The following is a 26,465-nucleotide window of genomic DNA, read 5'->3' on the forward strand; positions in this document are numbered from 1 at the left end:
GCCTTTTTCACCCTCAAAGAGGCGAGCTTTGTCGCTCATAGTCAACAAAAGCAAAAGCATGGTCGTCCCGTTCACCCGCACTATGCGCTTCACGCAATACTTCACGAAAAGCCGCTGGATCAATGGGGGGGAAGAAGGCATCCCCATGCGGCAACGCCTCAACCCACGTGAGATGAAGCCGCTGGGTAATAGGTAATGCTTGCGCAAACACATCACCCCCCCCAGCGATCACAATCTCGCCAGCGTTATCGCGTTGCGCCAAATCATTCGCCAGTGTTAGCGCCTCATCGAAACTGGATGCTCGCACCACTTCGCCATCATCAGCTGATACAGCAAAGGAAGAACGACTTAGCACCACGAGAGGCCTGCCGGGTAAACGGCCTTTGCCAGGGCGCGCAGGTGGAAGCGATTCGAATGTCTTGCGTCCCATAATGACGGGCTTGCCCATGGTCAGCGCACGAAAACGCGCCAGATCACTGCCCAATCGCCATGGCAGTGTATTGTTCACGCCAATCACGCCATTCTGCGCAACTGCCGCAACAATCACCACCGGATAATGCAAAATGTTTGCTACCATCGCCTTAGACCGCTACAGGCGCCTTGATTGCCGGATGTGGATCATAACCTTCAACAAGGATATCTTCCGCCCGCACCTCGAACAGATCAGTAAGATCCTTGCTGATATGCAGCTTTGGCAGAGGCCGTGGCGCGCGCTCAAGCTGGGTTTGCGCCTGCTCCATATGGTTAAGGTACAGATGTGCATCACCAAAGGTAATCACAAACTCACCAACTTCCAGCCCGCACACGTGCGCCATAAGTGCCGTCAACAACGCATAGCTTGCAATATTGAACGGGACACCGAGGAAAACATCAGCTGAGCGTTGGTACAGTTGGCATGAAAGCTTGCCATTCGCGACATAAAACTGAAACAGGCAATGGCAAGGTGCAAGCGCCATCTTCGGAATATCGACCGGGTTCCAGGCGCTGACGACAAGGCGGCGTGAATCAGGATTATGCCTGATCTCATTCAGCACCCACGCGATTTGATCCACTGTCTCGCCATTGGCACCTGCAAATGCGCGCCATTGCTTGCCATAGACGGGGCCAAGATCACCCTTTTCATCCGCCCATTCATCCCAAATGCTAACGCCATGTTCGCGCAGGTAAGCAATATTGGTGTCACCGCGCAGGAACCACAGTAATTCATGCACCACCGATTTCAGATGAACACGCTTGGTCGTGACCAACGGAAAACCTTCAGAAAGGTCAAACCGCATTTGCTGCCCGAACAATGATATTGTTCCCGTACCTGTGCGGTCATCCTTGCGGGTTCCGTCTTTCATGATGCGGTCGAGCAAATCTAGGTAAGCGCGCATTCCATAAAATCCTTCAGTGCTCGGCATTGCGCCCACCAAACTGCGCGTGAACACAGTGAGTGGGACATTAGCCAGACTGTAAAGCGCCAAAACAGAGCATTAACAGATTCGGCTTTTCATACTTTTTTAATATATGCACCACTCTTGCTCGATGTTAAAAGCGCCAAAAATAAAATTAAGGCTGTTTTACCCGAAAATAGACCGGGCTTCCATGCACCACCTTAATGCCAGGATTGCTGCTGGAAATTTTCCTTTAAAATACCTCTTCCCTCGAACCAGAATCGCTCCTATATCTGAAGAGCTGTCGCAAGACAGATATGGCGATAAATGGTCATCGTAATAAGCCTTTCGGACCCGGGGGCGGTACCCGGCGCCTCCACCAAAGGCCAGCGCAACGTATAGCGTTGGCTTTCGGCGGGGGCGAAATAGGATCGACGAGGGTGTAAAGGATGTGCTTTCGTTCGGAATGGTTCCGCCGTTATCGGGCCATAGCAATAGTTGCAAACGATAACTATGCTCCGGTTGCTCAAGCTGCGTAATGCAGCAAAAGTAACCATTACTTGAAGTCCTTGCGGTTAGCCCCGTAAGGCGGGGTTCGGAGGCACCTGGCAACAGAAGCCTCCACTTTCCATTCTAATAAAGCACTTCTCTATGTAATTCGAGCTGCGGACAGCGGATCGAGTGTCTCTGCGTCTGAAAAATCTGGATTAGCCAGCAAAATTATATTTCGCATTTTACTGCAAGTGCTTGGTTTATTTAAAAATTTCATAAACAAAAATTACAAGAGCCCATTTGGATATGGACTCTTGACTGTTTATCCTGATTACTGATGCTTATGAAAAGCATTTAATCTATATGGCAAAAGAACTCTTTTGCTGAATTCGGCGGAGAGTTTCCCGGCGCGTATTTTCTTGCGTAAGGATAATATTAGCAACGCTTCTTTTTTCGAGATCACGTTTATGCTGTGCTTTTTGTTCAAAGAAGTCGTTATCTATTTTTATTGCCTCATCCTCTTTTTGCGCTGCATCAGCCGTTTTGATAAGCATGTCCAGGAACAGCTTGCCCATTTCCGTCAATGCCTCTCCTTGGCGAGTAAGCATATCAAAAGCAATGGTCTGGATGTCCGAATTGATGGTCATATCGGCTTTTTGCTGAAGGATCACGGAAATTAGAACCTGCATGCCATTTGCAGGAGAAATAACCGGCTTGCCGGCGCCAGCGGCCTCATCATTACGCTTGGAAGAATCCCCAGCACGGATCAAAGAATTAAAACGATTCAAGTGATTTTCACCGACGCCTACCATCGCCCACCCCTTATTAAAAGAATGCATACCCAAAGCATCAGACCAAACGCGGACAATGCTCCGCGGTGGTAATATTTAAGATTTTGTAGATGTTGTTAGCTTCATACCTTTTAATATATTTAGTCAACATTACGGCAGAGTTACGGCAACACGCCTGATTGCAAGGCATAAAGTTATTGCATGCCAGCCGGCGCAGACAATGTCATCCTAACGGCAGCTGGAACATTCTATCAACAACTTGTGATATAATGATTTTCCTACAGAACGGCATGATATCGCCGCTCAGGTGAATCGATTTCTTGACAGTTTCAGCGCTATTGATACTTGTTGGGGCTTGCATAGATGCCTGCAAGTCTGGCATCAAGGTTGTCATAGCATCAGGTAGTTTCAGGCACTCGTAAATGGCTCAGGATTTTATTCGTTACGACCTCCATGTTCAGGACGCTCTTCGCGGCGTTGTAAGACGGGTTCTGACTGATGTTGTGCGCGACGGATTGCCGGGCGAGCATCACTTTTACATCACCTTTCACACGCAGCATCCTGGCGTACGCCTTTCCAACCGCATGCGCGCCGAATACCCGACTGAGATGACGATCGTCCTCCAGCACCAGTTCTGGGACCTTACGGTGACCGAACAAGCTTTTGAGGTCGGCCTGTCATTCAAGGGCGTGCCGGAAAAATTGGTGGTGCCTTTCGAAGCACTTACAGGATTTTTTGACCGCTCGGTCGATTTCGGGTTGCGCTTTGAGTCAGGCGTGGACATCGACGATGAGGATGATGCGGACGACAGCGATGATGATGAAGAAGAGACCGGGCAGGTAACGCAAGGCGTTTTCCCACGCCGCGTCTTCGAAGTCGCATCGTCCAACAACGCTGATGAAGTAACCGGCGCAACGTCCTCATCTGAAGAAGCAACATCGGCGCCGGATGCAGAAAACGCGGTTACAAAAAATCAGGGCGAAGAACCCTCATCCAAACCTGATGCGGATGATGCCTCTGAAAACGAAACCGAGCATACAGGTGCACAGGTTGTGCGGCTTGATGCGTTTCGCAAGAAAAACACCTGATCCGTAATAAAGGAGCATGAACCATTTCAGACTCGAAAGGGAATGGTTCAGCGCATCCAGTGCACATGCCAACCGTCTGTGATCATGCGCAGCGGTATAATCATGGCAAATTGCCCCTGGATGTGCCGCTATTTTACAGCGTAAGTGACAAAAGCAACGGTTCGTCACCTGATTTATCGTGATAATAGATTGCTGCCGCAGAAAGCCCTCTTGGCGGATGTGCTGTAGTACGGCTATACCTCTGCTCCAATGGAGTGTGGCGCTGCGCCATGCTTACCAGTGAAAAGCAAAGCATCGCCCGCGTAAATTTAGAGCGCTTTCCGATCCTGGCTGATCGGCGCCACTCCAGAATGCGGGCATGCCTTGCGCGTGTGGCTTTGAGCGTGCGCTTGCAAAGGTTGAGCGCATCGCCGTTCCAAGGAGCGTCTGATGTCGCAGACTCGTATCGAAACCGATTCCTTTGGCCCGATTGAAGTGGCTGCGGACCGCTACTGGGGCGCGCAATCCCAGCGCTCGCTTGAGAATTTCCGCATTGGCACAGAAAAAATGCCACTTCCGCTTGTTCATGCACTTGCGCTGGTGAAACGTGCAGCTGCTCTGGTGAACAAGGATCTTGGCGTGCTTGATAACAAGGTCGCAGACGCCATTGCCACCGCTGCACAAGAAGTTATCGACGGCAAGTTTGATGACCACTTCCCGCTGGCTGTCTGGCAAACAGGTTCGGGCACGCAGTCGAACATGAACGCCAACGAGGTCATCGCCAACCGCGCGAATGAGATTCTTGGTGCTCCGCGTGGTTCCAAGACGCCTGTGCATCCTAACGATCATGTTAATTGCGGCCAGTCGTCGAACGATACCTTCCCGACAGCTATTCACATTGCGGCCGTTCTCGATATCAGCAGCCGCTTGTTGCCTGCGCTGGAGCACCTGCACAAAGCACTGCTTGCGAAGTCGGCAGAGTTCAAGGACATCATCAAGATTGGCCGCACGCACTTGCAGGATGCAACTCCTGTAACACTAGGCCAGGAATTTTCCGGTTATGCTGCGCAGATCGCAACCGGCATCGCGCACGTAAAAACGAGCATCAAATCGCTCTATCCGCTGGCGCAGGGCGGCACCGCCGTTGGCACCGGATTGAATGCGCATCCGCTGTTTGCAGAGCAGTTTGCCGCAAAAATTGCAGAGATCACGGGTAAGCCATTCGTTACTGCGCCGAACAAGTTCGAGGCGCTGGCCAGCAACGATGCCATGGTTTTCGCGCACGGCGCTTTGGTCAGCGTTGCGACCGCGATGTTCAAGATTGCCAACGACATCCGCTTGCTTGGCTCGGGCCCCCGCTCGGGTCTTGGTGAACTGTCGCTGCCTGAAAACGAGCCTGGCTCATCAATCATGCCAGGCAAGGTTAACCCGACCCAGTCGGAAGCTGTCACCATGCTGACAGCACAGGTTATCGGCAACGGCACAACAATTTCGTTCGCTGGCAGCCAGGGCCATCTTGAGCTGAACGTGTTCAAGCCTGTTATTGTTTATGCATTCATGCAATCCGTGCGCCTGCTGGCTGATGGTGCTGTCAGCTTCACCGACAATTGCGTTGTAGGCATCAAGGCCAATCAGGATCGTATCACTGATCTGCTGCAGCGCTCGTTGATGCTCGTCACCGCACTTGCGCCTAAAGTGGGCTATGATGCAGCAGCGGATATCGCCAAAGCTGCCCACAAGAATGGCACGACGCTTCGCGAAGAAGCTTTGAAGTCTGGCAAGGTGACCGGCGAAGAGTTCGATGCGATCGTGCGTCCGCAGGATATGCTGGCGCCGCACTGATAGGATACCCGATGGCTGAAGTCATCAATCTGCGCCGTGTCCGCAAGGCGCGCGCAAAATCGCAAAAAGAAGAGCAGGCGGCACAAAACCGCCTGCTCTTCGGTGCATCCAAGTTAGAAAAAGCAACGACTGCTGCAGCGCGCGAGAAAGATAAACGCCTGCTGGATGGACATCAGCTCTCGCCAATCCAGCTAATCAGCGATACCTCTGATAATGGCGATCCATCTTGACGGACGTGGTCGTTAAACGCTCGGTGATGATTGCAGGACATCGCACCAGCGTATCACTCGAAGCACCTTTTTGGGACGCATTGCGTGAGATCGCTATGATCAAAGGTGCATCGGTTGCCAGCTTAATCGTTGAAATCGACTCGCATCGCAGTGACAGCAATCTGTCATCTGCGATACGCTTGTTTGTGCTGGCCCATTACCGCGAGGCCACATCAACTATAACGGGCAAGCGACAGGTCTGAGGCATCGATATCCGGCGATTTACCGGTGATGATATCTGCCAGCACACGCCCTGATCCGCACGCCATCGTCCAACCAAGCGTACCATGCCCCGTGTTTGTGAAGAGGTTCGCCAGACGCGTTGTGCCAATAATTGGTGTGCTATCAGGCGTCATAGGACGCAGGCCTGACCATAGCTGCGCATGAGACGGGTCACCGCCGTTCGGGAATAGATCGTGCAACACAAGCGCCAATGTGCCTTTGCGATCAGGGTGCAGCTTAAGACGATAGCCTGATACCTCTGCCATCCCGCCAACGCGGATACGATCTCCAAGACGGGTGATGGCAACTTTGTAGGACTCATCCAAAACAGTTGAAACAGGCGCGCCATTCGCATCAGTGATATCAACCGTAATCGAATAGCCCTTCACCGGATAAACCGGCAAGCGCATCTGCAATGGCTTCAGCAGCTGCGGTGAGAAGCTACCTAGCGCGACAACATAGTGATCCGCAGTCTCAAGGCCCGCATCAGTGCGCACGCCTGTTACGCGATCTGCGGAAACGTCGAGGCCCTTGATGTCCACGCCATAGCGGAATGTAACCCCTGCACGCTCAGCAAGTTGCGCCAATCCTTGTGTGAACTTGAAGCAATCGCCCGTTTCGTCGTTCGGCAGCCGCAGTCCGCCAGCGATTTTGTGGCGCGTAAGGGCAAGCGCGGGCTCTGCCGCCACACACTCATCAACCGATAATACCTCATGCGGCATACCAAACTGGCGCAATATCGCCAGATCTTTTCCCACGTTATCCAGCTGCTGCTGGGTACGGAACAGCTGCAGCGTACCCTGCATGCGCTCATCGTAGCTGATGCCAGTTTCAGTGCGCAATTGATCAAGGCAATCGCGACTGTATTCGGCAACGCGGACCATACGTGATTTGTTAATTGCATAACGTGCTGGCGTGCAGTTGCCGAGCATCTGCACAAGCCAGGCCATCATATCAGCATCAGCGCGTGGGCGCAGGATTAGCGGTGAATGCTCCATGAATAGCCATTTAAGAGCCTTTAGCGGCACATTCGGTGCCGCCCATGGCGAAGCATAGCCGGGCGAAATCTGGCCAGCATTGGCAAAACTTGTCTCAAGCGCCGGGCCGGACTGGCGATCGAGGACAGTCACCTCACAACCCGCCTTCGCAAGATACCATGCTGATGTCACCCCGATGACACCCGCGCCAAGGACAATCACTTTCATACTGTGGCAACTCTCAAATTTTGATTGCGTCACTAGACGCCGAACCATCTTTATATACCCGTTGGTAGCGATGGCCGAGCGAGGTTAAAATTTCATATCCAATGGTGTGCGCAGCGATGGCCACATCATCAACGGTTTGATGCGGGCCGATCAGCTCTATTGGTGTGCCAGAATGGATAAGCCCATCCGGCACAGCAGAGATATCTACCGACATGCTATCCATCGATACGCGGCCTAATATTGGCAGCTGATACCCCTCACACCAGCCGCTGCCACGCCCACTTTGGCTACGCAACCAGCCATCGGCATAGCCAACTGCAAGCGTGGCAACACGCGTAGGCCCTGAAGCGGTAAATGAGTAGCCATAGCCGATATGCGCGTCTGCCATAATTTCGCGCGTCTGCACAACACGGGTGAAAAGCCGCACCACGCTATGCATGGGGTTTTTACTATCCGGCTGTGAATTGACGCCATACAGAGCAACACCGGGACGCACGATATCAAAATGATAATCCGCACCCAGGAAGATGCCCGCTGAATTGGCAAATGAATACCCCGCCCTCGCAAGCGCTGGATGCTTCAGCATAAGAGTCCGCGTCTGCTCAAAATTGGCGAGTTGCTCGCTATTGGCAGGGTGGGATGGCTCATCAGCACAGGCAAGATGGCTCATGATGAAGCGTACATCCAGCCCGACAAAGGCCCCCACATCCCCCACAAGCTCCGCAACCTCAGCGGGGGTAAGCCCGAGACGTGACATGCCGGTATCGATTTGGAGAACAGCCGGCAGCGGGCGCGCCAATCTCTGCGCCTCTTCTCGCCATGCATTGACCTGATCGCACGAATTCAGCACGGGCACGATTGCCGCCTGCGCGCAGGCGCGCACAGCTTCGCGCGTTATCCCATTCAGTACATAAAGCGTCGCATCTGGCGGCAGCACAGGTTGAAGGGCAAAAGCCTCATCGATATGTGCCACAAAGAAATCGCGGCACCCTTCAGCAAGCAGCGCAGGCGCTACATGTAGCGCGCCCAAGCCATAGGCATCAGCCTTGACAACACCACCACAACGGGCACCTGCAAGACGCGACTGGAGCAAACGATAATTCGCGCGGATTGCACCAAGATCAATCTCAAGAAGCCCGGAGGAAGGCGTTTCCATTGGCTGCCCGGCAATTTCAGAAAAGGAAGTCATCGTTGATACTGCTGATGAAACGAAGTCATAATCAAGAAGTGTAGCTATACTGCACGTTGCCCGGCTTTCAGCAGAACATTTGCAGTTACAGCCGACTCGCGTACAAGCTACGGTACACGCAAACGCCTACAAAGGCCCGCATATTGTCTCCTATAGCGTGAAATTATCGCGGTAACGTCAATGGCCGTCGAGGAAAAGCTGATACGCTGGATTCTGCGTCTCTTCCCAGAAGGGATAGCCGAGTTTATCGAGATAGCCCTCAAATGTGGCGCGATCGCTTTCACTCACCTGAATACCAGCAAGAACGCGGGCAAAATCGGTGCCGTGATTGCGGTAATGGAACATCGAAATATTCCAGTCAGACCGCAGCACTTCCAGAAAGCGCAGCAATGCACCCGGTCGCTCGGGAAACTCGAAGCGATAGACCAGCTCATTCTCAACGGAAGCAGCGCGCCCACCTACCATATGGCGTACATGTAGCTTGGCAAGCTCGTTATCGGACAGGTCGATGACAGGATAATCATGTTCCTGCAAGTGCGTGATTATCTGCTTTTTTTCGCGCTCACCATCGGTTAGCTGCACGCCCACAAATATATGCGCCTGCGTGCCAGCCGCATATCGGTAGTTGAACTCCGTGATCTGCCGGCCACCCAGCAATCGGATAAACTGGCGATAGCTGCCAGGCTGTTCAGGGATCGTCACAGCCAGCAGCGCCTCAGTACGCTCACCAATCTGCGCCCGCTCAGCGACATGTTGCAGCCGATCAAAATTGAGATTAGCACCGGAATTGATTGCAATCAGCGGCCCGTTTCCGCCAACTGACAGCTCGCGATAACGCTTCAAGCCCGCGAGCGCCAACGCGCCTGAAGGCTCTGCGACAGCGCGGGTATCATCAAAGATATCCTTGATTGCAGCACAGATTTCATCGCCCGACACCGTGATGATGTCATCAAGAAGCTCACGACAGATATTGAAGGTCTCAACACCAGCCTGCGCCACCGCCACACCATCGGCGAACAGCCCGACATGCGGCAGCACAACGCGCTCGTTGGCCTCAATGGCCGCCTTCATACTCGCAGCATCATCCGGCTCCACACCGATAACCTTGACGCCTGGACGCAGGAATTTGATGTAGAGCGCGATACCTGACGCCAATCCGCCGCCACCGATGGGCACAAATACTGCTTCCAGCGGTCCCGGATGCTGGCGCAGTAACTCCACACCAACCGTGCCTTGCCCGGCAATTACATCGGGATCATCGTATGGGTGGACAAAAACAAGTCCCTGCTCTTTTTCGAGTATAGCGGCATGCTTGCGCGCATCATCAAATACATCGCCGTGCAGCACCACTTCACCGCCCAGATTGCGCACTGCCGCAACCTTGATGGCAGGCGTCGTACGCGGCATGACGATAACGGCCCGGATACCCAGCCGATTGGTCGACAAGGCAACACCTTGCGCATGATTACCAGCGGATGCGCAAATAACACCACGCGAGCGCTCTTCAGGCGTGAGCTGGGCGATTTTGTTATAAGCGCCTCGCAGCTTGAATGAATAAACCGGCTGCAAATCTTCCCGCTTGAGGAAGACCGGCGTGCCAAGCCGTTGAGAAAGACGCTTCATTGGATCAAGCGGAGTTTCGATGGCTACATCATAGACCGATGACGTCAGTATCCGCCGGATATAATTATGCTTGTCTGGCATCGCTCGCCTACGCCTGTGCTGAACCCAAAACCACTACCCACGATGTGAATAATCGACTCGTGACCAATAGCGTACCTTGGCCCTTCACGGAAGCCACTGTTATTGCAGGAGTAGCATCGCGTGAAGACATAGCACAAATAAGCACCCTGCCATTTGGCAAGAACACCTGCATTTAGTCGACAGGCCCACGATAGCAATGATATATTGAGGTTTGGCGCAATCCATAAACTGGAATGCAAAATGACCGGCAGCGACACCTCCGGGCCACCCATACCCGATGACGTTATCGATATCGACGCAGTGCTGCATGCACTTGATCGCGATTTGGAACGCCGCCTCTCCATCGCCCAACGGCTGGAACCAATCCTGCGAGACATTGTCGCCTATTACGGTGTGCCAACCGACAACTGGCATTCTTTCGGCCTTATCTTCCAGTTGGGCAACAAGGATACTAGCCAAACCGGCTTGCAGGTTGGCGGCATGGCGCTTCGCGCCTCCGGCAGTAACGAGCTTCACAGAATGGCCACCAGCGCGCACGCGCCACACCGAAAGACAGATGCAAATAGGTAAAGCGTCGAGAGCACCTCATCAGCAAGATATTTAAATCGAATGCTTTTCTCGATGTATGCACCACTTAACAGGGCTTTGCGGCACACACTTCCTATGGCACACTCGCGCTCACAATCTGTTGCGTTACGTCATGTCCTGAGAGGAATTTTGTCATGCTATGGGCCATTGTTGGCATAATCGTTGTTCTCGCCCTCTATGCAATCTTCACCTACAACGGCATGGTTGCATTGCGGCAGCGGGTCAATCAGGCTTTTGGCGACATTGATGTTCAGCTGAAGCAGCGTCATGACCTGGTTCCCAACCTTGTTGAGACAGTCAAAGGCTATGCCACGCACGAGCGTGAAACGCTTGATTCCGTAGTACAAGCCCGCCAGGTCGCCCTGAACGCACAAGGTACGGCAGGCCAGGCAGGCGCGGAACAGGCACTGACTGGCGCGCTGGGCCGTCTGATTGCATTGGCCGAATCCTATCCCGATCTCAAGGCAAGCCAGAATTTTCAGCAGTTGCAGATCGACCTTTCAGATATCGAAAACAAGCTGGCTGCCGCCCGCCGCTTCTTCAATAATTCGGTGAGTGAATATAACGCGGCAATCGAGTCGTTCCCTGCGGCGCTTTTTGCGCGAAACTTCGGCTTCACGCACCGTGAATTCTTTGATGTCGGCGAGACTGCACGTCAGCAACTCGATGCACCACCAGCCGTGAAGTTCTGATCCGGCGGATAAGCAAATGGCCGCGTTTGGGCTTTATACCCATATCAGGGCGAACCGCATTCGCTCCATGTTTCTGATCGGCGGGCTTTTCCTGCTGGTCTACGTGCTTGTGTTTGCAGGCTCACTCGCTGGCGAGGCGCTGGCCGACAATGCGCCGTTCAACGTTCTTCTTCAACGAGCGCTCGTCAATATGATACCGGCGATTCCGGTGGCTACTCTGGTGGCACTCGCGTGGATCGCGATTGCTTACTTCTTTAACCGCCGCATCATCAGCGCTGTCACCGGATCGTATGACGTCACCCGCACCGAGGAACCTGCCCTCTACGCCTTGCTGGAGAACCTCTGCATCTCCCGTGGCCTCACCGTGCCGCGCCTTTCCATTATGGAAACTGATGCGCTAAACGCCTATGCATCCGGCATGAGCGAAGGCCAATATGCCGTCACTGTAACGCGCGGGCTGATGGAAACGCTCTCGCGCGATGAGCTGGAAGCTGTGCTTGCCCATGAGCTGACACACATTCGCAACAAGGATGTGCAGCTGATGGTCACCGCTGTGATCATCGCCGGCGTAATCTCGTTTTTTGGTGAGCTGATCTTCCGTTGGATGCAGTTCACACCGCGCAGATCTTCGCAATCATCCTCAAAAGACAAGGGCAACGGCGGCGCGGCGATTGCTTTTATGGTAGCGCTGGGGCTTGTCGTGCTGGCTTGGGTGCTATCAATTGTGATCCGCTTTTCGCTCTCACGCTCTCGCGAATATCTGGCGGATGCAGGTGCGGTAGAGCTCACCAAAAATCCCGATGCCATGATTGGCGCATTGATGAAAATATCAGGCCATAGCGACCTGCCCTCTGCACCATCATCGGTGATGGAAATGTGTGTCGATAATCCGCGTCATGGCTTTGCCAGTTTGCTTTCAACTCATCCTCCGATTGAAAAACGGATTGAAGCACTGGTGCGCCACGGTGGTGGGCGTGCCCCTACAACCTCCCCTCCATCAGCGCCCTTCAGCAACTCAGGACATGATGCACCGGTAGATGACACCGCTGGCACGAACCAAGTTGGTCCATGGGGCAGCGCTAATGCTGGCCCAACCAGCACGCAACCTGGGCGAAAAGGGCCTTGGGGCTAGCTACAACATTGATAAAACAGATCATATATTTAAATTAAGTAATTGATTTAACGCAGTATTATCTAAATTTTATCATCCATTCAGATCTCGCAAGGCAGTACGATTGCTGAGATGCACACGGCGAGCAGACAGCAGCGCGATAACGCCCATGCCCTCAAGCTGCGTGAAGGTGCGCGAAACTGTCTCGATTGTCAGCCCCAAATAGTCAGCCATATCCTGACGTGACATTGGCAAATCAAGTATCATCCCACCGGGCTCCGCCGCGTTGGGCCGGCCGATGTGACTGGCAAATGAGAGTAGAAAACTGGCAACCCGTTCGGTTGCGCTGCGCCTCCCCAGCAACAGAATATGCTCGCGCGAGCGCTGTAATTCTCGCGCTGTCATATCCCATAAGACCGACGCCATACGCCCGCCTGCTTCTACCTGCACGCGCAAGCTCCGCATTCGTATGGCCCGCACAGTGGAGCGCGCAATTGCTTCGGCACAATAAGTATAACGGCAGCCCATCTCCAGCCCAACAATGTCACCCGCCATGTAAAAGCCATCGATCTGTCGACGGCCATCATTGAGAAGTTTGCACGTGCGGATAACACCACTTTCAACCCGATAAATATTGTCGATGGGTTGATCCTCGGCAAAAAGCTCGCTATTTCGCGACACAGTCAAAGAAATGCCAGTTTCGGTAAACAGCTGGGCAATCTGCGCTTCGGACGACCAATCGACGATCTTTTCAACACAAAGCGCCTGTTGCCCTTCCCCATGACCACGACCGGATCGCATATTGGGCAAAGATACAGAAAGGGGCTCAACGAAAGCGGGCTGGCGGATTTGCAGGATACTTGACATGTGTTCTCCTTCGTCGTCCCCATTAGTTGCCTGCTATGGGTGTATCCGCTATGGACGCCTTATGAAATTGGGTCGACTGCGTAAGGGAAATCCCGTAATACCAAAGCAGGGTATGGGGCATTTTCTGAGGCAAACACTGATTAAGGCCCCGCAAGGTTGCAGTGAAAACTGATGAAAGATCATGAATCTGCCCCCGATCAACAATTACTGTCACGCGATGTGATGGCAGATAAGGGCGATGCATCCGCTTGCCCATTTTCAAAGCATACACACCCCCTAAAACAAGCCTCCCCACCACCTGACGCAACGGGTGCGTATCGCATCATCCGGTTTATTTTTACGTCATTGCGGGCTGTGATTGCAGTCGCTTTTGTCTCTGCACTCGGCCTTGTGTTTCAGCTTGGCGATAAACCCATATTATTACTGCCAATGCTTTCTCTGGCAGTACTTGTGTCATGCGAACGTGGGTTTCGATCAGGTATTGCAGCAACGATACTGACGCTTGTTGCAACATGGGGTTTGGGTCATCACGCGCAGGGCAACACCCAGGTTGATATTGCTGGTTCATTGGCCTTTGCGATACTCGGCTTCAGCATGGCTTACTTCGGCGAGCGTTTACGCAACCACCGCCAGAACGCCACAATGGAAGCCGCCATCGCTACGCGTGATCTGATGGCCCGGGAAGCACACTTGCAATCGATCCTCGATACGGTACCGGATGCGATGGTAGTGATAGACCGAACCGCGCACATCCACTCCTTTTCCCGCGCGGCTGAACGGTTGTTCGGTTATAGCGCACAGGAAATGGTAGGGCTCAACGTCAACATCCTGATGCCTTCGCCTTACCGTGAAGATCATGACCGCTATATAGAGCGCTACCTGCAAACCGGCGAAAAGCGTATTATTGGCATTGGCCGTGTGGTTATGGGCAGGCGCAAGGATGGCTCCACATTCCCCATGCAGCTTTCCGTCGGCGAAACCACAGCACCTGGTGAAACCTTCTTTACCGGCTTTATACGTGATCTGACAGAGCGGCAGATGACAGCCGCGCGCCTGCAGGATCTTCAGGCGGAGCTCGTGCACATTTCGCGCCTCACGGCCATGGGCGAAATGGCTTCAACGCTTGCTCATGAGCTCAACCAGCCACTCACGGCTATCACCAATTATCTACGTGGCGTACGCAGGTTGCTTGACAACAACACCGATGCAAACACAGATCGCGCCCGAGAGGCGCTGGAGAAGGCATCAGATCAGGCGCTGCGGGCCGGCCAGATCATCCGACGACTTCGTGAGTTTGTTGCGCGCGGCGAAAGCGAACGGCGCATTGAAAATCTGACAAAGATTATTGAAGAAGCCAGCGCTCTCGCCCTTGTGGGCGCACGTGAATATGGCGCACACATCACCTATGAGCTTGATTCGCATGCCATTTGGGTATTTGCGGACAAGGTGCAGATTCAACAGGTTCTAGTAAACCTTATACGCAATGCGCTTGAGGCTGTGCACCATGCACCTGTTCGTGAAATCATTATAGCAACTGCAGCACAGAATACCGGCAACATTGAAGTGAGCGTCACCGATACCGGGCCTGGCATTGCGCCAGAAGTTTCACAAAAGCTGTTTGAACCATTCATCACGACGAAACAAAATGGTATGGGCGTTGGACTGTCGATTTCCCGCACAATCATTGAATCACATGGTGGACAGATCAGTGCTGAATCGCTGGACAAGGGCGGTACACGCTTTCGGTTTACACTGCGGATAGCACAAGGGGAGTTTTCTGAGGATGCGTAACGGACCAGTGCATGTCATCGACGACGATGAATCCGTTCGCGATTCCCTGGCATTTCTACTGGAAGGCATGAACCTGACGGTTCTCACTTATCCTTCAGCCACTATGTTTCTTGAACAACGCCCCTGGGGCCTGGGCGGTTGCATCGTTTCCGATGTGCGTATGCCAGATATCACCGGCATTGACCTGCTGCGCATTCTTAAAGAGAGAGGCGTTACGCTACCAGTAATCATCATTACCGGCAATGCCGATGTGCCTCTGGCGGTTGAAGCCATGAAGGTTGGCGCGCAAGATTTTCTGGAAAAACCATTCCATGATGAGGTGCTATTAGCCGCCATACAGACAGCATTAGGAGAAAGCGCGGGAGTACAGCGTCTAAGTACAGATGTCATCGATATCAATGAACGCCTGCAAACGCTTACCGGGCGAGAGCACGAAGTTCTTGGCTGCCTAGTAGATGGCCTTCCTAATAAAGGTATCGCCATAAAACTTGGCATCAGCCCCCGTACCGTAGAAGTGCACCGCGCACATCTTATGACCAAGATGAAAGCCGCCAGCCTGTCTCATCTTATTCGAATGGTATTGTTAACAGAGACATCACTTATGCACACTCCTCCACCGCCTAAGTGTTAGTCCTTAGTTCAAAAAACTAGACAGGTGAAATGTTCGCAGTACGATAATACTGTTGAAACAACAATTCACCAAACCCTTCTTTTTCGCTTTCTCAAGCAGGTAGAAACTCATGTCTTGGTTTAATTGGTTTTCTAGCCCAGCTGCGCCGCAGCTTCAGAATATTCCTCAAGAAAATTCAACGCAGCAAACTTCTGCGCAAAAGAAGCCTGCACCAATTACCACAACAAGCCATAATCCCGCTTCCACAGTTGTGGTTAACAGTAAAACAACGCCAGGCGTAGCGCTCGACAAAAGAAACGTTGCTGTCGCCACAACCACAGCTGCCCCTAAAGATGATATCAATAAAACAACACAGCCAGCGCCGATCAACGATAAGGCCAAGAACACTGAAGTAAAACTCTCGGCAGCAGTAATAGAAAAGGCGAAGGCCAAGATACTCGCAAGAAGCGAAATAGCGACGGACGTCGTGGCGACAAGTCTCGGAAAGAAAATAGCGAACTGCATAATGACGGGACAGGAAATAGGGTATGATGGCCTTGTTAGCGCCAACAGAGAAGGGAGAGGCGTGATTCAAGAGTTGGCGAAGGAGATGCCGGAAGAGATGCCAGAAGAAGCGCCTGCAGAGCTGTTTAAGGTAATGGCACAGATAATATCGGAAAAGATGATAAAAAGGCTACCGGAAAAGCTGCCGGAATTACTGGCTCAAGCACTGGCAAATGATTTAAGAACAGAGATGCCAGAGGAACCAGTAGAAAAACTTCTGGAAAGCGCACAGAAGAGAGCATCTCAAAAACTACCAGAATGGCTATTGCATAGGGTCACAGAGATACTTGAAGAGAAGGCATCGCTACAAACCTCCTCTAAAAAATCTCAACCCATATTGGCATATTCGGGAGAATACGGCTCATCTCATTGTGTAATTACTGTCGAAGAAATGTATGCGACAGAAGTCGGAAAACCTGCTTTTAAGACAGAAGTCGGAAAACCTGTTTCATCAACAACTCCCATCTGCAAATTTCCGAATGAATACCAAACACCAATAGAAATAAAATTACTTGATATTGTAAATGAAAAGTTAATCGAAAAATTACGCATTGAGAGTTCTGATTCAGAAAACTCTCTAACGCATACAGAAGCCTCTGAAGTAGAGAGCGCAATAACAGACACGGAAGGGCCTAACACAGAGAACTCAATAACAGATACAGAAGAGTCCGACGCAGAGCTTATCTCAGATTATGAATTTGAATTTGAGCTCGCAAGCCACGACGGTGATGAATCGTATTTTTAAAAATTTAAGGGGCTGTAGTAGATATCGCTCCTAATAGCACCATTTTTTGAGGATTGCGAGTTGCTGTTTTGGTGTTCCGAAATTGAAGCGGAATTCGCATTCCTTGAGAAACAAATGGAAATTTTGTTTGGGTATTCCGTTGTATTTTCTGAGCACCCTTTTGCCTGGTTCCAGAAGTTTTCGATCCCATTAATATGGTTTGTTTTCTCTTCGGAAAAATGGGTTGAGTGGTTGATACGGAAATGGTGAAACTCGCTCACATCGAGCGCATTGTAGCTGTGATAGCTATCCGTATAGACAATGCTATCTGGAGCTATCTTATTGCGAATAATAGGCATTAATGTGTTTGTCTTTGTGTCATGAATGATCTTTGTATAGACTTTATCTCCACGTTTTAGCAAGCCAAACACCACGACTTTTCCGGCAGCCCCTCGGCCCCGTTTACCCTTGCGTGCGCCACCGAAATAAGACTCATCCAGCTCAACCTCACCGCCGAATATTTCTTTCGCCAGCTGCTCCAGCTGAGCCGCAATCACCTGGCGGATTTTATGGTAAAACAGCGCCGCTGTGTTGGGCTGAATGCCAAGCAAATCAGCTGCCGAGCGGGCCGTCACTTCCAGCACAAAAAACTCAAGCAGGCGATGCTGATGTTTCCTTGATAATTTACAGCGTGTTAGCTTCATTGCAGTAGTTTAGCATCAATGCTTATCTACTACAGCCCCCCCAATTTTATTATCTGATTTTTAGATAATTTTATCAATAAAAGCATTACTAAAATATGACCTTAGCTTTCCATACTATGGAAGCACACGGCGCGTATCTTATAACCAAGATGAAAGCCGCCAGCTTGGCTCATCTCATTTGAATGGTATTGTTAACAAAGATATCACTTATGCACACTCCCCCACCGCCTAAGTGTTAGTCCTTAGTTCAAAAAACTAGACAGATGCACATTCACAACGCGATAATTCTATTGAAGAAATAATTTATGAGTTCCTTTCTGACTCTATCAAACAAGGTAGAAATTCATGGCCTGGTTTAACTGGTTTTCTAGTCCAGCTGCGCCGCAGCTTCAGAATATTCCTCAAGAAAATTCAACGCAGCAAACTTCTGCGCAAAAGAAGCCTGCACCAATTACCACAACAAGCCATAATCCCGCTTCCACAGTTGTGGTTAACAGTAAAACAACGCCAGGCGTAGCGCTCGACAAAAGAAACGTTGCTGTCGCCACAACCACAGCTGCCCCTAAAGATGATATCAATAAAACAACACAGCCAGCGCCGATCAACGATAAGGCCAAGAACACTGAAGTAAAACTCTCGGCAGCAGTAATAGAAAAGGCGAAGGCCAAGATACTCGCAAGAAGCGAAATAGCGACGGACGTCGTGGCGACAAGTCTCGGAAAGAAAATAGCGAACTGCATAATGACGGGACAGGAAATAGGGTATGATTGCCTTGTTAGCGCCAACAGAGAAGGGAGAGGCGTGATTCAAGAGTTGGCGAAGGAGATGCCGGAAGAGATGCCAGAAGAAGCGCCTGCAGAGCTGTTTAAGATAATGGCACAGATAATATCGGAAAAGATGATAAAAAGGCTACCGGAAAAGCTGCCGGAATTACTGGCTCAAGCACTGGCAAATGATTTAAGAACAGAGATGCCAGAGGAACCAGTAGAAAAACTTCTGGAAAGCGCACAGAAGAGAGCATCTCAAAAACTACCAGAATGGCTATTGCATAGGGTCACAGAGATACTTGAAGAGAAGGCATCGCTACAAACCTCCTCTAAAAAATCTCAACCCATATTGGCATATTCGGGAGAATACGGCTCATCTCATTGTGTAATTACTGTCGAAGAAATGTATGCGACAGAAGTCGGAAAACCTGCTTTTAAGACAGAAGTCGGAAAACCTGTTTCATCAACAACTCCCATCTGCAAATTTCCGAATGAATACCAAACACCAATAGAAATAAAATTACTTGATACTGTAAATGAAAAGTTAATTGAAAAATTACGCATTGAAAAAGAGGTACATGAGATAATATTATCATTCGGAGAACTTGCGACTATGCACTGGCCGCTCTTCTCTAAAAACTGGAGACAGTGGACAGAAGAAATGGCGAAAAAAGTAATAAAGGAGATGATAGTCAAGGACCTGACAGAGAAAAAGTTAGAAGTAAAATCAACGATTATATATACTGAAAGAATGCAGAAGGAATACTCGCAACAAATTGCAGAGAATATAATTGAAGTTATTGGGATAGGTGGTACCCTATACCGTGGGTTAAAAGTGCTGGGGGGAAGATTGAGAGAAAGCTTAAATACGGATCTGAGAGAGCCGATAGTGGAGAATTTAAAATCAGATGTGATAAAAAATCTAGAAAAAATTCTTCCGTCACAGAAATTTTATACACAAAAACAATCAATTCCGACATCTGATACAAGTAATTTCCCAGAACCTATATTAGTTACCATTGAAGCAAAAACAAAAGAAACCTCTAAAGATATCATATTCACTATTACTCTTTCCCCCTTGTCTACTGGAAACAATAACTCTTCTTTTTTTGGTTGGCTGTTTAGATGGGGAGCCTCCAGTACAGATGCACCTCCGCCAGCAAGTAATCCGACAAAGCAGCCGCAAGAGTCAGGGCCGCAAAAAATTATAAGTTATAAGGAATCCTATCCAATGCTTTTTAAGCTGTATCCAATACTTTTTGATCTGGCAGTACGGGCTAATCAGCTGTTTACAAGGCAATTGGTATGGGAGATGGAAGAAGAAGAGGAGGAAGAAAAAAAAGCTAAGAAATCTTTTAAACGTTCCCAGTCAATACCCCCGCATTCAAGAAACAGCACGCCGCAGTATTCCAGAAGGAACAGCCTAGCTCCTAATGCAATATTCCATAACGCACTGGCACAAACAGACTCTAAAAGGATCACAAACACTATTGATGTCCCCCTTCCAGTTGCTGTAAATAACAAAAATATTTCTGAATCCCATAATAAAGTACCTGTAATCAAAAACCCAAGGTTACCTCATAAGGATGACATAGAAGTTGATGTATATAAGGATAAAAATCCTGATGATTCTGTGGAAATAATGACCTGGCCTAGATCAGTAGATACCTTCCGTCACCCTGAGCTTCCATGGTAACCTCAACTCAAGGTTTCCTATCTGTATTTTCTAAAGGCTCCTACCACTTTTACAAGAAAATCCCATTATAAATACTATTGAAGGCACCTTCTGATTAATCAGAAAGTGCCTTCAATGTATTGCACTACAACTGAGAATGCAAAAATCCGCGGCCGTTCTACGTTTGTATTCTGACTTGATGCTCTTCGGGTATCGTGACGGGTTTGATGGATACAGTATGATCATGTACATGCCGCACCCCCGGAATACGCTCTGCAGCAATTCGTAAAGCTGCGAGCTCTGTTGGGGATGCGACATGCCCCCAAAGATGCACAATACCATCCGTAACGAAAATCGCATTCTTGAAGCGACCTCCCCATGAATAGCTATCCAACTCAGCCAATAGAGCGTCGCGGATTGAGCGATCATCCTCTGCAGTCGGTGCGCAAGGGTGGGCGACAGAAGCATAAGCTCGAACCATATCATTACGGCTGATCATACCAACCAAACGGCCATCCTTCGTTACTGCGGCACTGTTGAGGTTGTGGTTTTCCAGTGTTTCAACAATCTCGCTCAACGCGGTGTCAGGCGTAATGAGCGGTAAATCCTGACGCATAATATCACACGCCTTCAGTGCACGCGAACGCACATATGCCTGCTGCTGCACAGCATGACTGGTGAAAAAAGCCGCCAATCGATCAAGTCGTCTTTCGGTCCCTGTTTCAATACGGTGCAGAAAATCGTCCTCCGAAACAATGCCGATAACGCACCCCTCCTCATCCAGAACCGGCACAGAACAGGCACGATGTTGCACAAGCAGGTCGGCGATCTCCGGCAACGGCGTATCCGCCGATACAGCAACCACATCAGCTCTTAGAATATCTTGTGCTTTCATAATGTTACCCTCGGGCTTGTCTGCCGTTGGCTCTAAATGACGGAAGAAAGCGTGCCAATTACCTACACTTAATGTCCGCCCACAGCTTTATAGCATACGCAAGTGTTATCCATTTTGCTCGTAATCATACCATGAAATGCCTTCCACGCGCCAAAATGACGCGCATAAAAACCCAAGCATTAGCAGGGGGTGCGACCGAGCGTCCTCTTTTAAAAAAATTGATTATAATCAAGGAGTGGAAACGTAACCCAGACCAAAGCTATAATAATTGTAAAGCCGGGCAAAGCTTATCCGGCATTTCTGAAAGTGGCGGGTAGAGACCATGGCGCATGCTATCGCACCTGTTAAACGTATGACATTTGGTGAGGCCGGAACGGCTACATCATTGGCTGCGTTTACATTTCTGTTAATACTGATTGGAGCGAAGGCTCACACAACGGCTTTCTCATTCCACGCATTTGTGATGGCTGCGGCCTGTGCGTGGGGTACCTTCAAGATTATAGATCGATTCTATGCCCGACCGGCGGAGCTGCCACCGGCAGAAATTAACGGTCGCCCCAACTACAATTTCGAACCCGTCAAGTTCGCAACGATTGCTGCTATGGTCTGGGGCATTGCTGGCTTTTTGGTCGGTGTCCTCATTGCGTTGCAATTGGCATTTCCCGATTTCAACTTCAATCAGTGGCTGAATTTCGGTCGCCTTCGCCCCTTGCACACTTCCGCCGTGATTTTTGCGTTCGCGGGTAATGTGCTGATCGGGTCATCGTTTTATGTTGTGCAGCGCACCTGCCGCGCACGCCTGGCGGGTAACATTGCCCCCTGGTTCGTTGTGCTGGGCTACAACCTCTTTATCGTTATTGCTGGCACAGGCTATCTGCTCGGCATCACACAATCGAAAGAATACGCCGAACCGGAATGGTATGCAGATTTGCTGCTAGCTGTCGTCTGGGTGGCCTATCTGCTGGTGTTCCTGTTTACGCTCGCACGGCGCAAAGAGCCCCACATCTATGTGGCAAACTGGTTCTATCTTGCATTTATCGTCACCATTGCGGTGCTGCATATCGGCAATAATGCGGCGATACCGGTATCGATTTTCTCGCCCAAGTCCTACATCGTCTGGGGCGGCGTGCAGGATGCGCTGATCCAATGGTGGTATGGGCATAACGCAGTCGGCTTTTTCCTCACGGTGCCATTCCTGGCAATTATGTACTACTTCGTACCCAAACGTGCGGATCGACCCGTTTACAGCTATCGCCTGTCGATCATCCACTTCTGGGCGCTGATCTTCATCTACATCTGGGCTGGCCCTCATCATCTGCTCTACACCGCCCTACCCGACTGGGCACAAACACTCGGCATGACCTTCTCAATCATCCTCTGGATGCCTTCATGGGGGGGCATGATCAACGGTCTCATGACGCTCTCCGGCGCATGGGACAAGCTGCGCACTGATCCAGTTTTACGTCTGATGGTCGTTGCTATTGCCTTCTACGGCATGGCCACGTTCGAAGGGCCGCTGATGTCGATCCGTGAAGTCAACGCGCTGTCGCATTACACGGACTGGACGATCGGCCACGTTCACTCGGGCGCATTGGGCTGGGTAGGTTACATCTCGTTCGGCACAATCTACTGCCTCGTACCATGGCTCTGGAATCGTAAGGAGCTTTACTCGCTGAAGCTTGTAAATGCGCACTTCTGGGTCTCAACGATTGGTATCGTACTCTACATCACGTCGATGTGGGTGGCAGGCATTCTGCAGGGGCTCATGTGGCGGGCATACACCAATCTCGGCTTCCTGGAATACTCGTTCATCGAAACGGTCGAGGCGATGCATCCGTTCTACATCATCCGGGCAATGGGGGGCATTCTGTTCCTGATCGGCGGACTGATCATGGTCTACAATCTCTGGATGACCGTGAAATATGGAGAGTCCACCGATTCCGTTCCTGAAACCGCCGCTAAACCGGCGCTGACGCCTGCTGAGTGAGGATGACCATGTCGCTTTGGCAAAAACACGCGATCTTCGAGAAAAACTCGATCATCCTTCTGATCGGCATTGTTATTGTAATCGCTATCGGCGGCCTCGTTGAGGCGGTTCCGCTTTTCTATTTGAAGAGCACGATTGAAGAGGTGGAGGGCATACGCCCGCAGACCCCATTGGAACTTGCTGGCTTCAACATTTATGTGCGCGAGGGCTGCTACAACTGTCACAGCCAGCAGATCCGCACGTTGCGCGACGAGGTGGAACGTTATGGCCCCTACTCGCTGGCAGCGGAGAGTATGTACGACCACCCCTTCCAGTGGGGATCGAAGCGCACGGGGCCTGATCTGGCGCGTGTCGGTGGCAAGTATTCCGATGAATGGCATCGCGATCACTTGCGCGACCCTAAATCTGTTGTGCCCGGCTCTGTCATGCCACGTTACGGGTTCCTTGAAGAAACCGATCTCGACTTCCGCTACATCGCCGATGATATGCGCGTGCTGCGCGCCACCGGTGTGCCTTACACGGAAGAAATGATTACCCGCGCGCAAGCAGATCTGACCACGCAAGCAACGCTGGACGATCCCGATGAGGATAGCCTGCGTTCGCGTTATGCCAACGCAAACGTGCGTAATTTCGGCGGCAAACCAGGACGTATTACTGAAGCGGATGCGCTGATCGCTTATCTGCAGCAGCTGGGGACACACGTCGACTTCAAGCTTTACGATAACAAAGCCAACATTCGATAGGCGGAGGTGATCATGGAAACCTATAACATGCTCTCAGAATTCGCCCAGACGTGGGGCCTGCTCTACTTCGTCGGCATATTCATCGCAATTCTGATTTATGCCCTGGCCCCTTCACGCAAGAAAAGCTTTGAAGAGGCCTCGCGCATTCCATTGCGGGAGGACTGAGCATCATGACGAAGAGAGAAGAGCACAGTCATAACCCTGATAGCGAAACCCATGGCGTTATGGTGGATGCCGTAACCGGCGCCACCACCACAGGGCATGATTGGGATGGCATTCAGGAGCTGAACAACCCATTGCCTCGCTGGTGGCTATGGTCGTTTTACGCCACCATTGTTTGGGCAATCGGCTTCTGGATTTTCTACCCGTCATGGCCGCTAATCAACACCTTCACACCTGGCACTCTCAACTGGAGTTCTCGCGGAGCGGTTTCCGAAGAGCTGCAAAATCTGCGTGAGCAACGTTCAGACATGATGAGCCGTCTGAATACCGCAAGCACCGCAGAAATCGAAGCAGATCCGGACCTTCTATCCTTTGCACGCGGTTTGGCGCGGCCTGCATTCGGCGATAACTGTTCGCCCTGCCATGGCGCAGGTGGCGGCGGTGCAAAGGGTTATCCCAATCTCAATGATGACTCCTGGCTATGGGGCGGCACACTCGCGGATATTGAGCAAACAATCCGTTTCGGCATTCGGTCTGGTCATGACGAGGCACGCATTGGCGATATGCCAGCATTCGGTCGCGATGGCATGTTACCACGTGCAGATATCGTTGCTGTTGCTGATTATGTGCTTTCAATGTCGGGCCTGCCGGTTAGTACGCCAGCCAATCTGGTAAAGGGTGCAAAGGTATTCGCGGATAATTGCGCAGCCTGTCATGGCACAGAAGGCAAGGGCAATCAGGAGCTTGGAGCGCCAAACCTCACCACAGGTATCTGGCTGTTTGGGCCTGAGCGTGAAACCATTATCGATGGCGTCTGGCATGGACGCGGCTCGGTTATGCCCGCCTGGGAAGGGCGGCTTGACGATACGACCATCAAGGCGCTGACAGTCTTCGTCCACACGTTGGGCGGGGGCCAGTAACAAGCTGGAACTGAGAAATACCATGGGTACAACCCGCGTAATCGACACCACAGATCCCGACGATGGCCCGTTGTTCGCGGCGCAGAAGAAGATCTACCCTCAAAAGGTGCAGGGCACCTTTCGACGCATCAAGTGGATCGTGCTGGTTGTTACCCTTGGTATTTATTATCTGCTGCCATTCATACGCTGGGATCGCGGGCCAGGCGCTCCCGATCAGGCTGTTTTGATAGATTTCTCGACAACACGCTTCTATTTTTTCTTTATCGAGATCTGGCCGCAAGAGTTTTACTACATTACAGGCTTGCTGATTGTGGCAGCACTGGCGCTTTTCCTTATGAACGCCGTCGCCGGGCGGGTGTGGTGTGGCTACCTTTGCCCGCAAACAGTCTGGACTGATCTGTTCCTCACCGTCGAGCGCTTTATCGAAGGGGACCGACGCGAACGTATCAAGCGCGATAACAGCCCGTTAACGCTCGATACCGTCATGCGCCGCATTGCAAAGCATAGCGTATGGATCATCATAGCGTGGTGGACCGGCGGCGCATGGGTACTGTATTTCGCCGATGCACCAACCCTCGTGCGCGAGCTGGCAACCTTTACAGCCCCAGCTTCCGCATACATCTGGATCGGCATCCTTACCTTCACCACCTATACGTTGGCTGGCCACATGCGGGAGCAGGTCTGCCTCTACATGTGTCCGTGGCCGCGCATTCAGGCCGCCTTGACTGACGAAGATGCCCTCAACGTTACCTATCGTTATGATCGGGGCGAACCGCGCGGACCGCTTAAGCGCAGTGCCGTGCTGCGAGAAAAGGGCGAACCTGCAGGCGATTGCATCGATTGCTTCCAATGCGTCAATGTATGCCCCACGGGCGTGGATATCCGCGAAGGTAGCCAGCTCGGCTGCATTCAGTGCGGATTGTGCATCGACGCCTGCGATACAGTGATGGAAAAGATCGGCCGCCCCACCCGTCTCATCGCCTACGATACCGATCGCAATGTCCAGGCGCGCATGGAGGGCAAGCCGACACGGGTGCGGATTATCCGCTGGCGCACGGTCATCTACGCGCTCATTATCGCGGTGGTCGGTAGCGCGATGATCTATACGCTGGCAACGCGCTCAACCACAGGCATCAGTGTATTGCACGACCGCAACCCAATATTGGTACGCCTTACAGATGGCTCCGTACGCAACGCGTACACACTGCGCTTAATCAACAAATACCGCGATGCACGCACCTTTACGCTCTCAATCTCACGACCAGACGGCACGCTACTACCAGGCGCTACGCTCTCCGCTATTGGCAATGAAAATGCATCCGATGAGCGCGTCACTTTCACCATAGGGCCAGATCAAACGCGTGAAGTCCGGGCCTTTGTAACCGTTCACGACGAACCGCGCGGCTCATTACCTGCCGCAGAGCAAGTCGTCTTCAACATTACTGATGACAGCGGCACAGCGCGAGCAAGCGCAGTTGATCACTTCTTCGGCCAATAATTAAGGATCT

24 protein-coding genes, 1 other RNA gene and 1 pseudogene are annotated in these 26,465 nt (G+C 51.4%); 17 read left to right on the plus strand and 9 right to left on the minus strand.

All coding sequences use genetic code 11. The features are described from left to right. Positions 1 to 13: 13 nt before the first annotated feature. On the minus strand, positions 14 to 577 hold the full coding sequence (locus VRZ32_RS08245) for a dihydrofolate reductase (protein WP_414525270.1): 564 nt from the start codon (positions 575 to 577) through the stop codon (positions 14 to 16). A gap of 4 nt (positions 578 to 581) precedes the next feature. Further along, a complete protein-coding gene (locus VRZ32_RS08250) occupies positions 582 to 1,376 on the minus strand; it encodes a thymidylate synthase (RefSeq protein ID WP_414525271.1) in 795 nt (264 codons plus the stop codon). A 261-nt stretch (positions 1,377 to 1,637) separates the two neighbouring features. Here VRZ32_RS08250 and ssrA point away from each other — a divergent pair. Beyond that, positions 1,638 to 2,002, plus strand: a transfer-messenger RNA (tmRNA) gene (gene ssrA, locus VRZ32_RS08255). A 225-nt stretch (positions 2,003 to 2,227) separates the two neighbouring features. On the opposite strand, the gene VRZ32_RS08260 is transcribed toward ssrA, so the two are convergent. Continuing rightward, positions 2,228 to 2,680, minus strand: coding sequence for a hypothetical protein (locus tag VRZ32_RS08260; protein WP_414525272.1), 453 nt, complete (start codon positions 2,678 to 2,680; stop codon positions 2,228 to 2,230). 401 nt (positions 2,681 to 3,081) lie between these two features. Between VRZ32_RS08260 and VRZ32_RS08265 the strand changes: the two genes are divergently transcribed. From VRZ32_RS08265 to VRZ32_RS08280, 4 genes are all read left to right on the plus strand, one after another. Beyond that, positions 3,082 to 3,747 (plus strand): SspB family protein, encoded by a 666-nt coding sequence (locus VRZ32_RS08265; protein ID WP_414525273.1) that lies wholly within the window; start codon positions 3,082 to 3,084, stop codon positions 3,745 to 3,747. 429 nt (positions 3,748 to 4,176) lie between these two features. Continuing rightward, positions 4,177 to 5,568, plus strand: coding sequence for a class II fumarate hydratase (gene fumC / locus VRZ32_RS08270; RefSeq protein WP_414525274.1), 1,392 nt, complete (start codon positions 4,177 to 4,179; stop codon positions 5,566 to 5,568). Positions 5,569 to 5,579: 11 nt separating this feature from the next. Next, complete coding sequence (locus VRZ32_RS08275; RefSeq protein WP_414525275.1) at positions 5,580 to 5,798, plus strand: DUF4169 family protein; 219 nt, start codon at positions 5,580 to 5,582, stop codon at positions 5,796 to 5,798. After that, positions 5,795 to 6,040 (plus strand): ribbon-helix-helix domain-containing protein, encoded by a 246-nt coding sequence (locus tag VRZ32_RS08280; protein WP_414525276.1) that lies wholly within the window; start codon positions 5,795 to 5,797, stop codon positions 6,038 to 6,040. The genes VRZ32_RS08275 and VRZ32_RS08280 overlap by 4 nt, the downstream gene beginning before the upstream one ends. Here the strand turns inward: VRZ32_RS08280 and VRZ32_RS08285 are convergent. The 3 genes from VRZ32_RS08285 to ilvA form a co-directional block, all read right to left on the minus strand. Then, positions 6,011 to 7,264, minus strand: a complete 1,254-nt coding sequence (locus tag VRZ32_RS08285) for a D-amino acid dehydrogenase (protein WP_414525277.1) — start codon at positions 7,262 to 7,264, stop codon at positions 6,011 to 6,013. The genes VRZ32_RS08280 and VRZ32_RS08285 overlap by 30 nt on opposite strands. Before the next feature lie 13 nt (positions 7,265 to 7,277). Next, positions 7,278 to 8,453, minus strand: coding sequence for an alanine racemase (gene alr / locus VRZ32_RS08290; protein WP_414525278.1), 1,176 nt, complete (start codon positions 8,451 to 8,453; stop codon positions 7,278 to 7,280). A gap of 177 nt (positions 8,454 to 8,630) precedes the next feature. Next, positions 8,631 to 10,157 carry a threonine ammonia-lyase, biosynthetic gene (gene ilvA / locus VRZ32_RS08295; RefSeq protein ID WP_414525279.1) on the minus strand — a complete coding sequence of 509 codons (1,527 nt, stop codon included), beginning with the start codon at positions 10,155 to 10,157 and terminating at the stop codon, positions 8,631 to 8,633. Positions 10,158 to 10,397: 240 nt separating this feature from the next. On the opposite strand from ilvA, the gene VRZ32_RS08300 reads away from it, so the two are divergent. The 3 genes from VRZ32_RS08300 (at position 10,398) to VRZ32_RS08310 (ending at position 12,569) form a co-directional block, all read left to right on the plus strand. Then, complete coding sequence (locus VRZ32_RS08300; RefSeq protein WP_414525280.1) at positions 10,398 to 10,727, plus strand: hypothetical protein; 330 nt, start codon at positions 10,398 to 10,400, stop codon at positions 10,725 to 10,727. A 152-nt stretch (positions 10,728 to 10,879) separates the two neighbouring features. Continuing rightward, complete coding sequence (locus VRZ32_RS08305) at positions 10,880 to 11,437, plus strand: LemA family protein (protein ID WP_414525281.1); 558 nt, start codon at positions 10,880 to 10,882, stop codon at positions 11,435 to 11,437. Between the two features lie 16 nt (positions 11,438 to 11,453). After that, the gene (locus VRZ32_RS08310; RefSeq protein WP_414525282.1) at positions 11,454 to 12,569 is read left to right on the plus strand and encodes a M48 family metallopeptidase; all 1,116 of its coding nucleotides are present in this window, start codon (positions 11,454 to 11,456) and stop codon (positions 12,567 to 12,569) included. Positions 12,570 to 12,641: 72 nt separating this feature from the next. Here VRZ32_RS08310 and VRZ32_RS08315 read toward each other — a convergent pair whose 3' ends face one another. Next, the gene (locus VRZ32_RS08315; protein WP_414525283.1) at positions 12,642 to 13,415 is read right to left on the minus strand and encodes a helix-turn-helix domain-containing protein; all 774 of its coding nucleotides are present in this window, start codon (positions 13,413 to 13,415) and stop codon (positions 12,642 to 12,644) included. A gap of 171 nt (positions 13,416 to 13,586) precedes the next feature. On the opposite strand from VRZ32_RS08315, the gene VRZ32_RS08320 reads away from it, so the two are divergent. The 3 genes from VRZ32_RS08320 (at position 13,587) to VRZ32_RS08330 (ending at position 17,125) form a co-directional block, all read left to right on the plus strand. Continuing rightward, the gene (locus VRZ32_RS08320) at positions 13,587 to 15,206 is read left to right on the plus strand and encodes a sensor histidine kinase (protein WP_414525284.1); all 1,620 of its coding nucleotides are present in this window, start codon (positions 13,587 to 13,589) and stop codon (positions 15,204 to 15,206) included. Beyond that, positions 15,199 to 15,837, plus strand: coding sequence for a response regulator FixJ (fixJ, locus tag VRZ32_RS08325; protein WP_414525285.1), 639 nt, complete (start codon positions 15,199 to 15,201; stop codon positions 15,835 to 15,837). Before VRZ32_RS08320 ends, fixJ begins: the two co-directional genes overlap by 8 nt. A gap of 109 nt (positions 15,838 to 15,946) precedes the next feature. Further along, entirely contained in the window at positions 15,947 to 17,125 is a 1,179-nt protein-coding gene (locus VRZ32_RS08330; protein ID WP_414525286.1) for a hypothetical protein, read from the plus strand. 30 nt (positions 17,126 to 17,155) lie between these two features. On the opposite strand, the pseudogene VRZ32_RS08335 reads toward VRZ32_RS08330, so the two are convergent. Further along, positions 17,156 to 17,808, minus strand: a pseudogene (locus tag VRZ32_RS08335) (IS1595 family transposase). 345 nt (positions 17,809 to 18,153) lie between these two features. Here VRZ32_RS08335 and VRZ32_RS08340 point away from each other — a divergent pair. Continuing rightward, positions 18,154 to 20,271, plus strand: coding sequence for a hypothetical protein (locus VRZ32_RS08340; protein WP_414525287.1), 2,118 nt, complete (start codon positions 18,154 to 18,156; stop codon positions 20,269 to 20,271). Positions 20,272 to 20,428: 157 nt separating this feature from the next. Here VRZ32_RS08340 and VRZ32_RS08345 read toward each other — a convergent pair whose 3' ends face one another. Continuing rightward, on the minus strand, positions 20,429 to 21,145 hold the full coding sequence (locus VRZ32_RS08345) for a CBS domain-containing protein (RefSeq protein ID WP_414525288.1): 717 nt from the start codon (positions 21,143 to 21,145) through the stop codon (positions 20,429 to 20,431). A 322-nt stretch (positions 21,146 to 21,467) separates the two neighbouring features. Between VRZ32_RS08345 and ccoN the strand changes: the two genes are divergently transcribed. Genes ccoN through ccoG form a run of 5 tightly spaced genes read left to right on the plus strand, consistent with a single transcriptional unit; the run spans position 21,468 to position 26,455 of the window. Further along, positions 21,468 to 23,132 carry a cytochrome-c oxidase, cbb3-type subunit I gene (ccoN, locus tag VRZ32_RS08350; protein WP_414525289.1) on the plus strand — a complete coding sequence of 555 codons (1,665 nt, stop codon included), beginning with the start codon at positions 21,468 to 21,470 and terminating at the stop codon, positions 23,130 to 23,132. 8 nt (positions 23,133 to 23,140) lie between these two features. Continuing rightward, on the plus strand, positions 23,141 to 23,875 hold the full coding sequence (gene ccoO, locus VRZ32_RS08355) for a cytochrome-c oxidase, cbb3-type subunit II (RefSeq protein ID WP_414525290.1): 735 nt from the start codon (positions 23,141 to 23,143) through the stop codon (positions 23,873 to 23,875). Positions 23,876 to 23,887: 12 nt separating this feature from the next. After that, positions 23,888 to 24,040, plus strand: a complete 153-nt coding sequence (locus tag VRZ32_RS08360) for a cbb3-type cytochrome c oxidase subunit 3 (protein ID WP_414525291.1) — start codon at positions 23,888 to 23,890, stop codon at positions 24,038 to 24,040. Positions 24,041 to 24,045: 5 nt separating this feature from the next. Further along, positions 24,046 to 24,957: a cytochrome-c oxidase, cbb3-type subunit III gene (gene ccoP / locus VRZ32_RS08365; protein WP_414525292.1), complete on the plus strand. Its 912-nt coding sequence runs from the start codon at positions 24,046 to 24,048 to the stop codon at positions 24,955 to 24,957. A 22-nt stretch (positions 24,958 to 24,979) separates the two neighbouring features. Further along, positions 24,980 to 26,455: a cytochrome c oxidase accessory protein CcoG gene (gene ccoG / locus VRZ32_RS08370; protein WP_414525293.1), complete on the plus strand. Its 1,476-nt coding sequence runs from the start codon at positions 24,980 to 24,982 to the stop codon at positions 26,453 to 26,455. The last annotated feature ends 10 nt before the right edge of the window (positions 26,456 to 26,465 follow it).

The sequence above is a fragment of the Pseudochelatococcus sp. G4_1912 genome (assembly GCF_047501465.1).
GTDB lineage: Bacteria > Pseudomonadota > Alphaproteobacteria > Rhizobiales > Beijerinckiaceae > Pseudochelatococcus.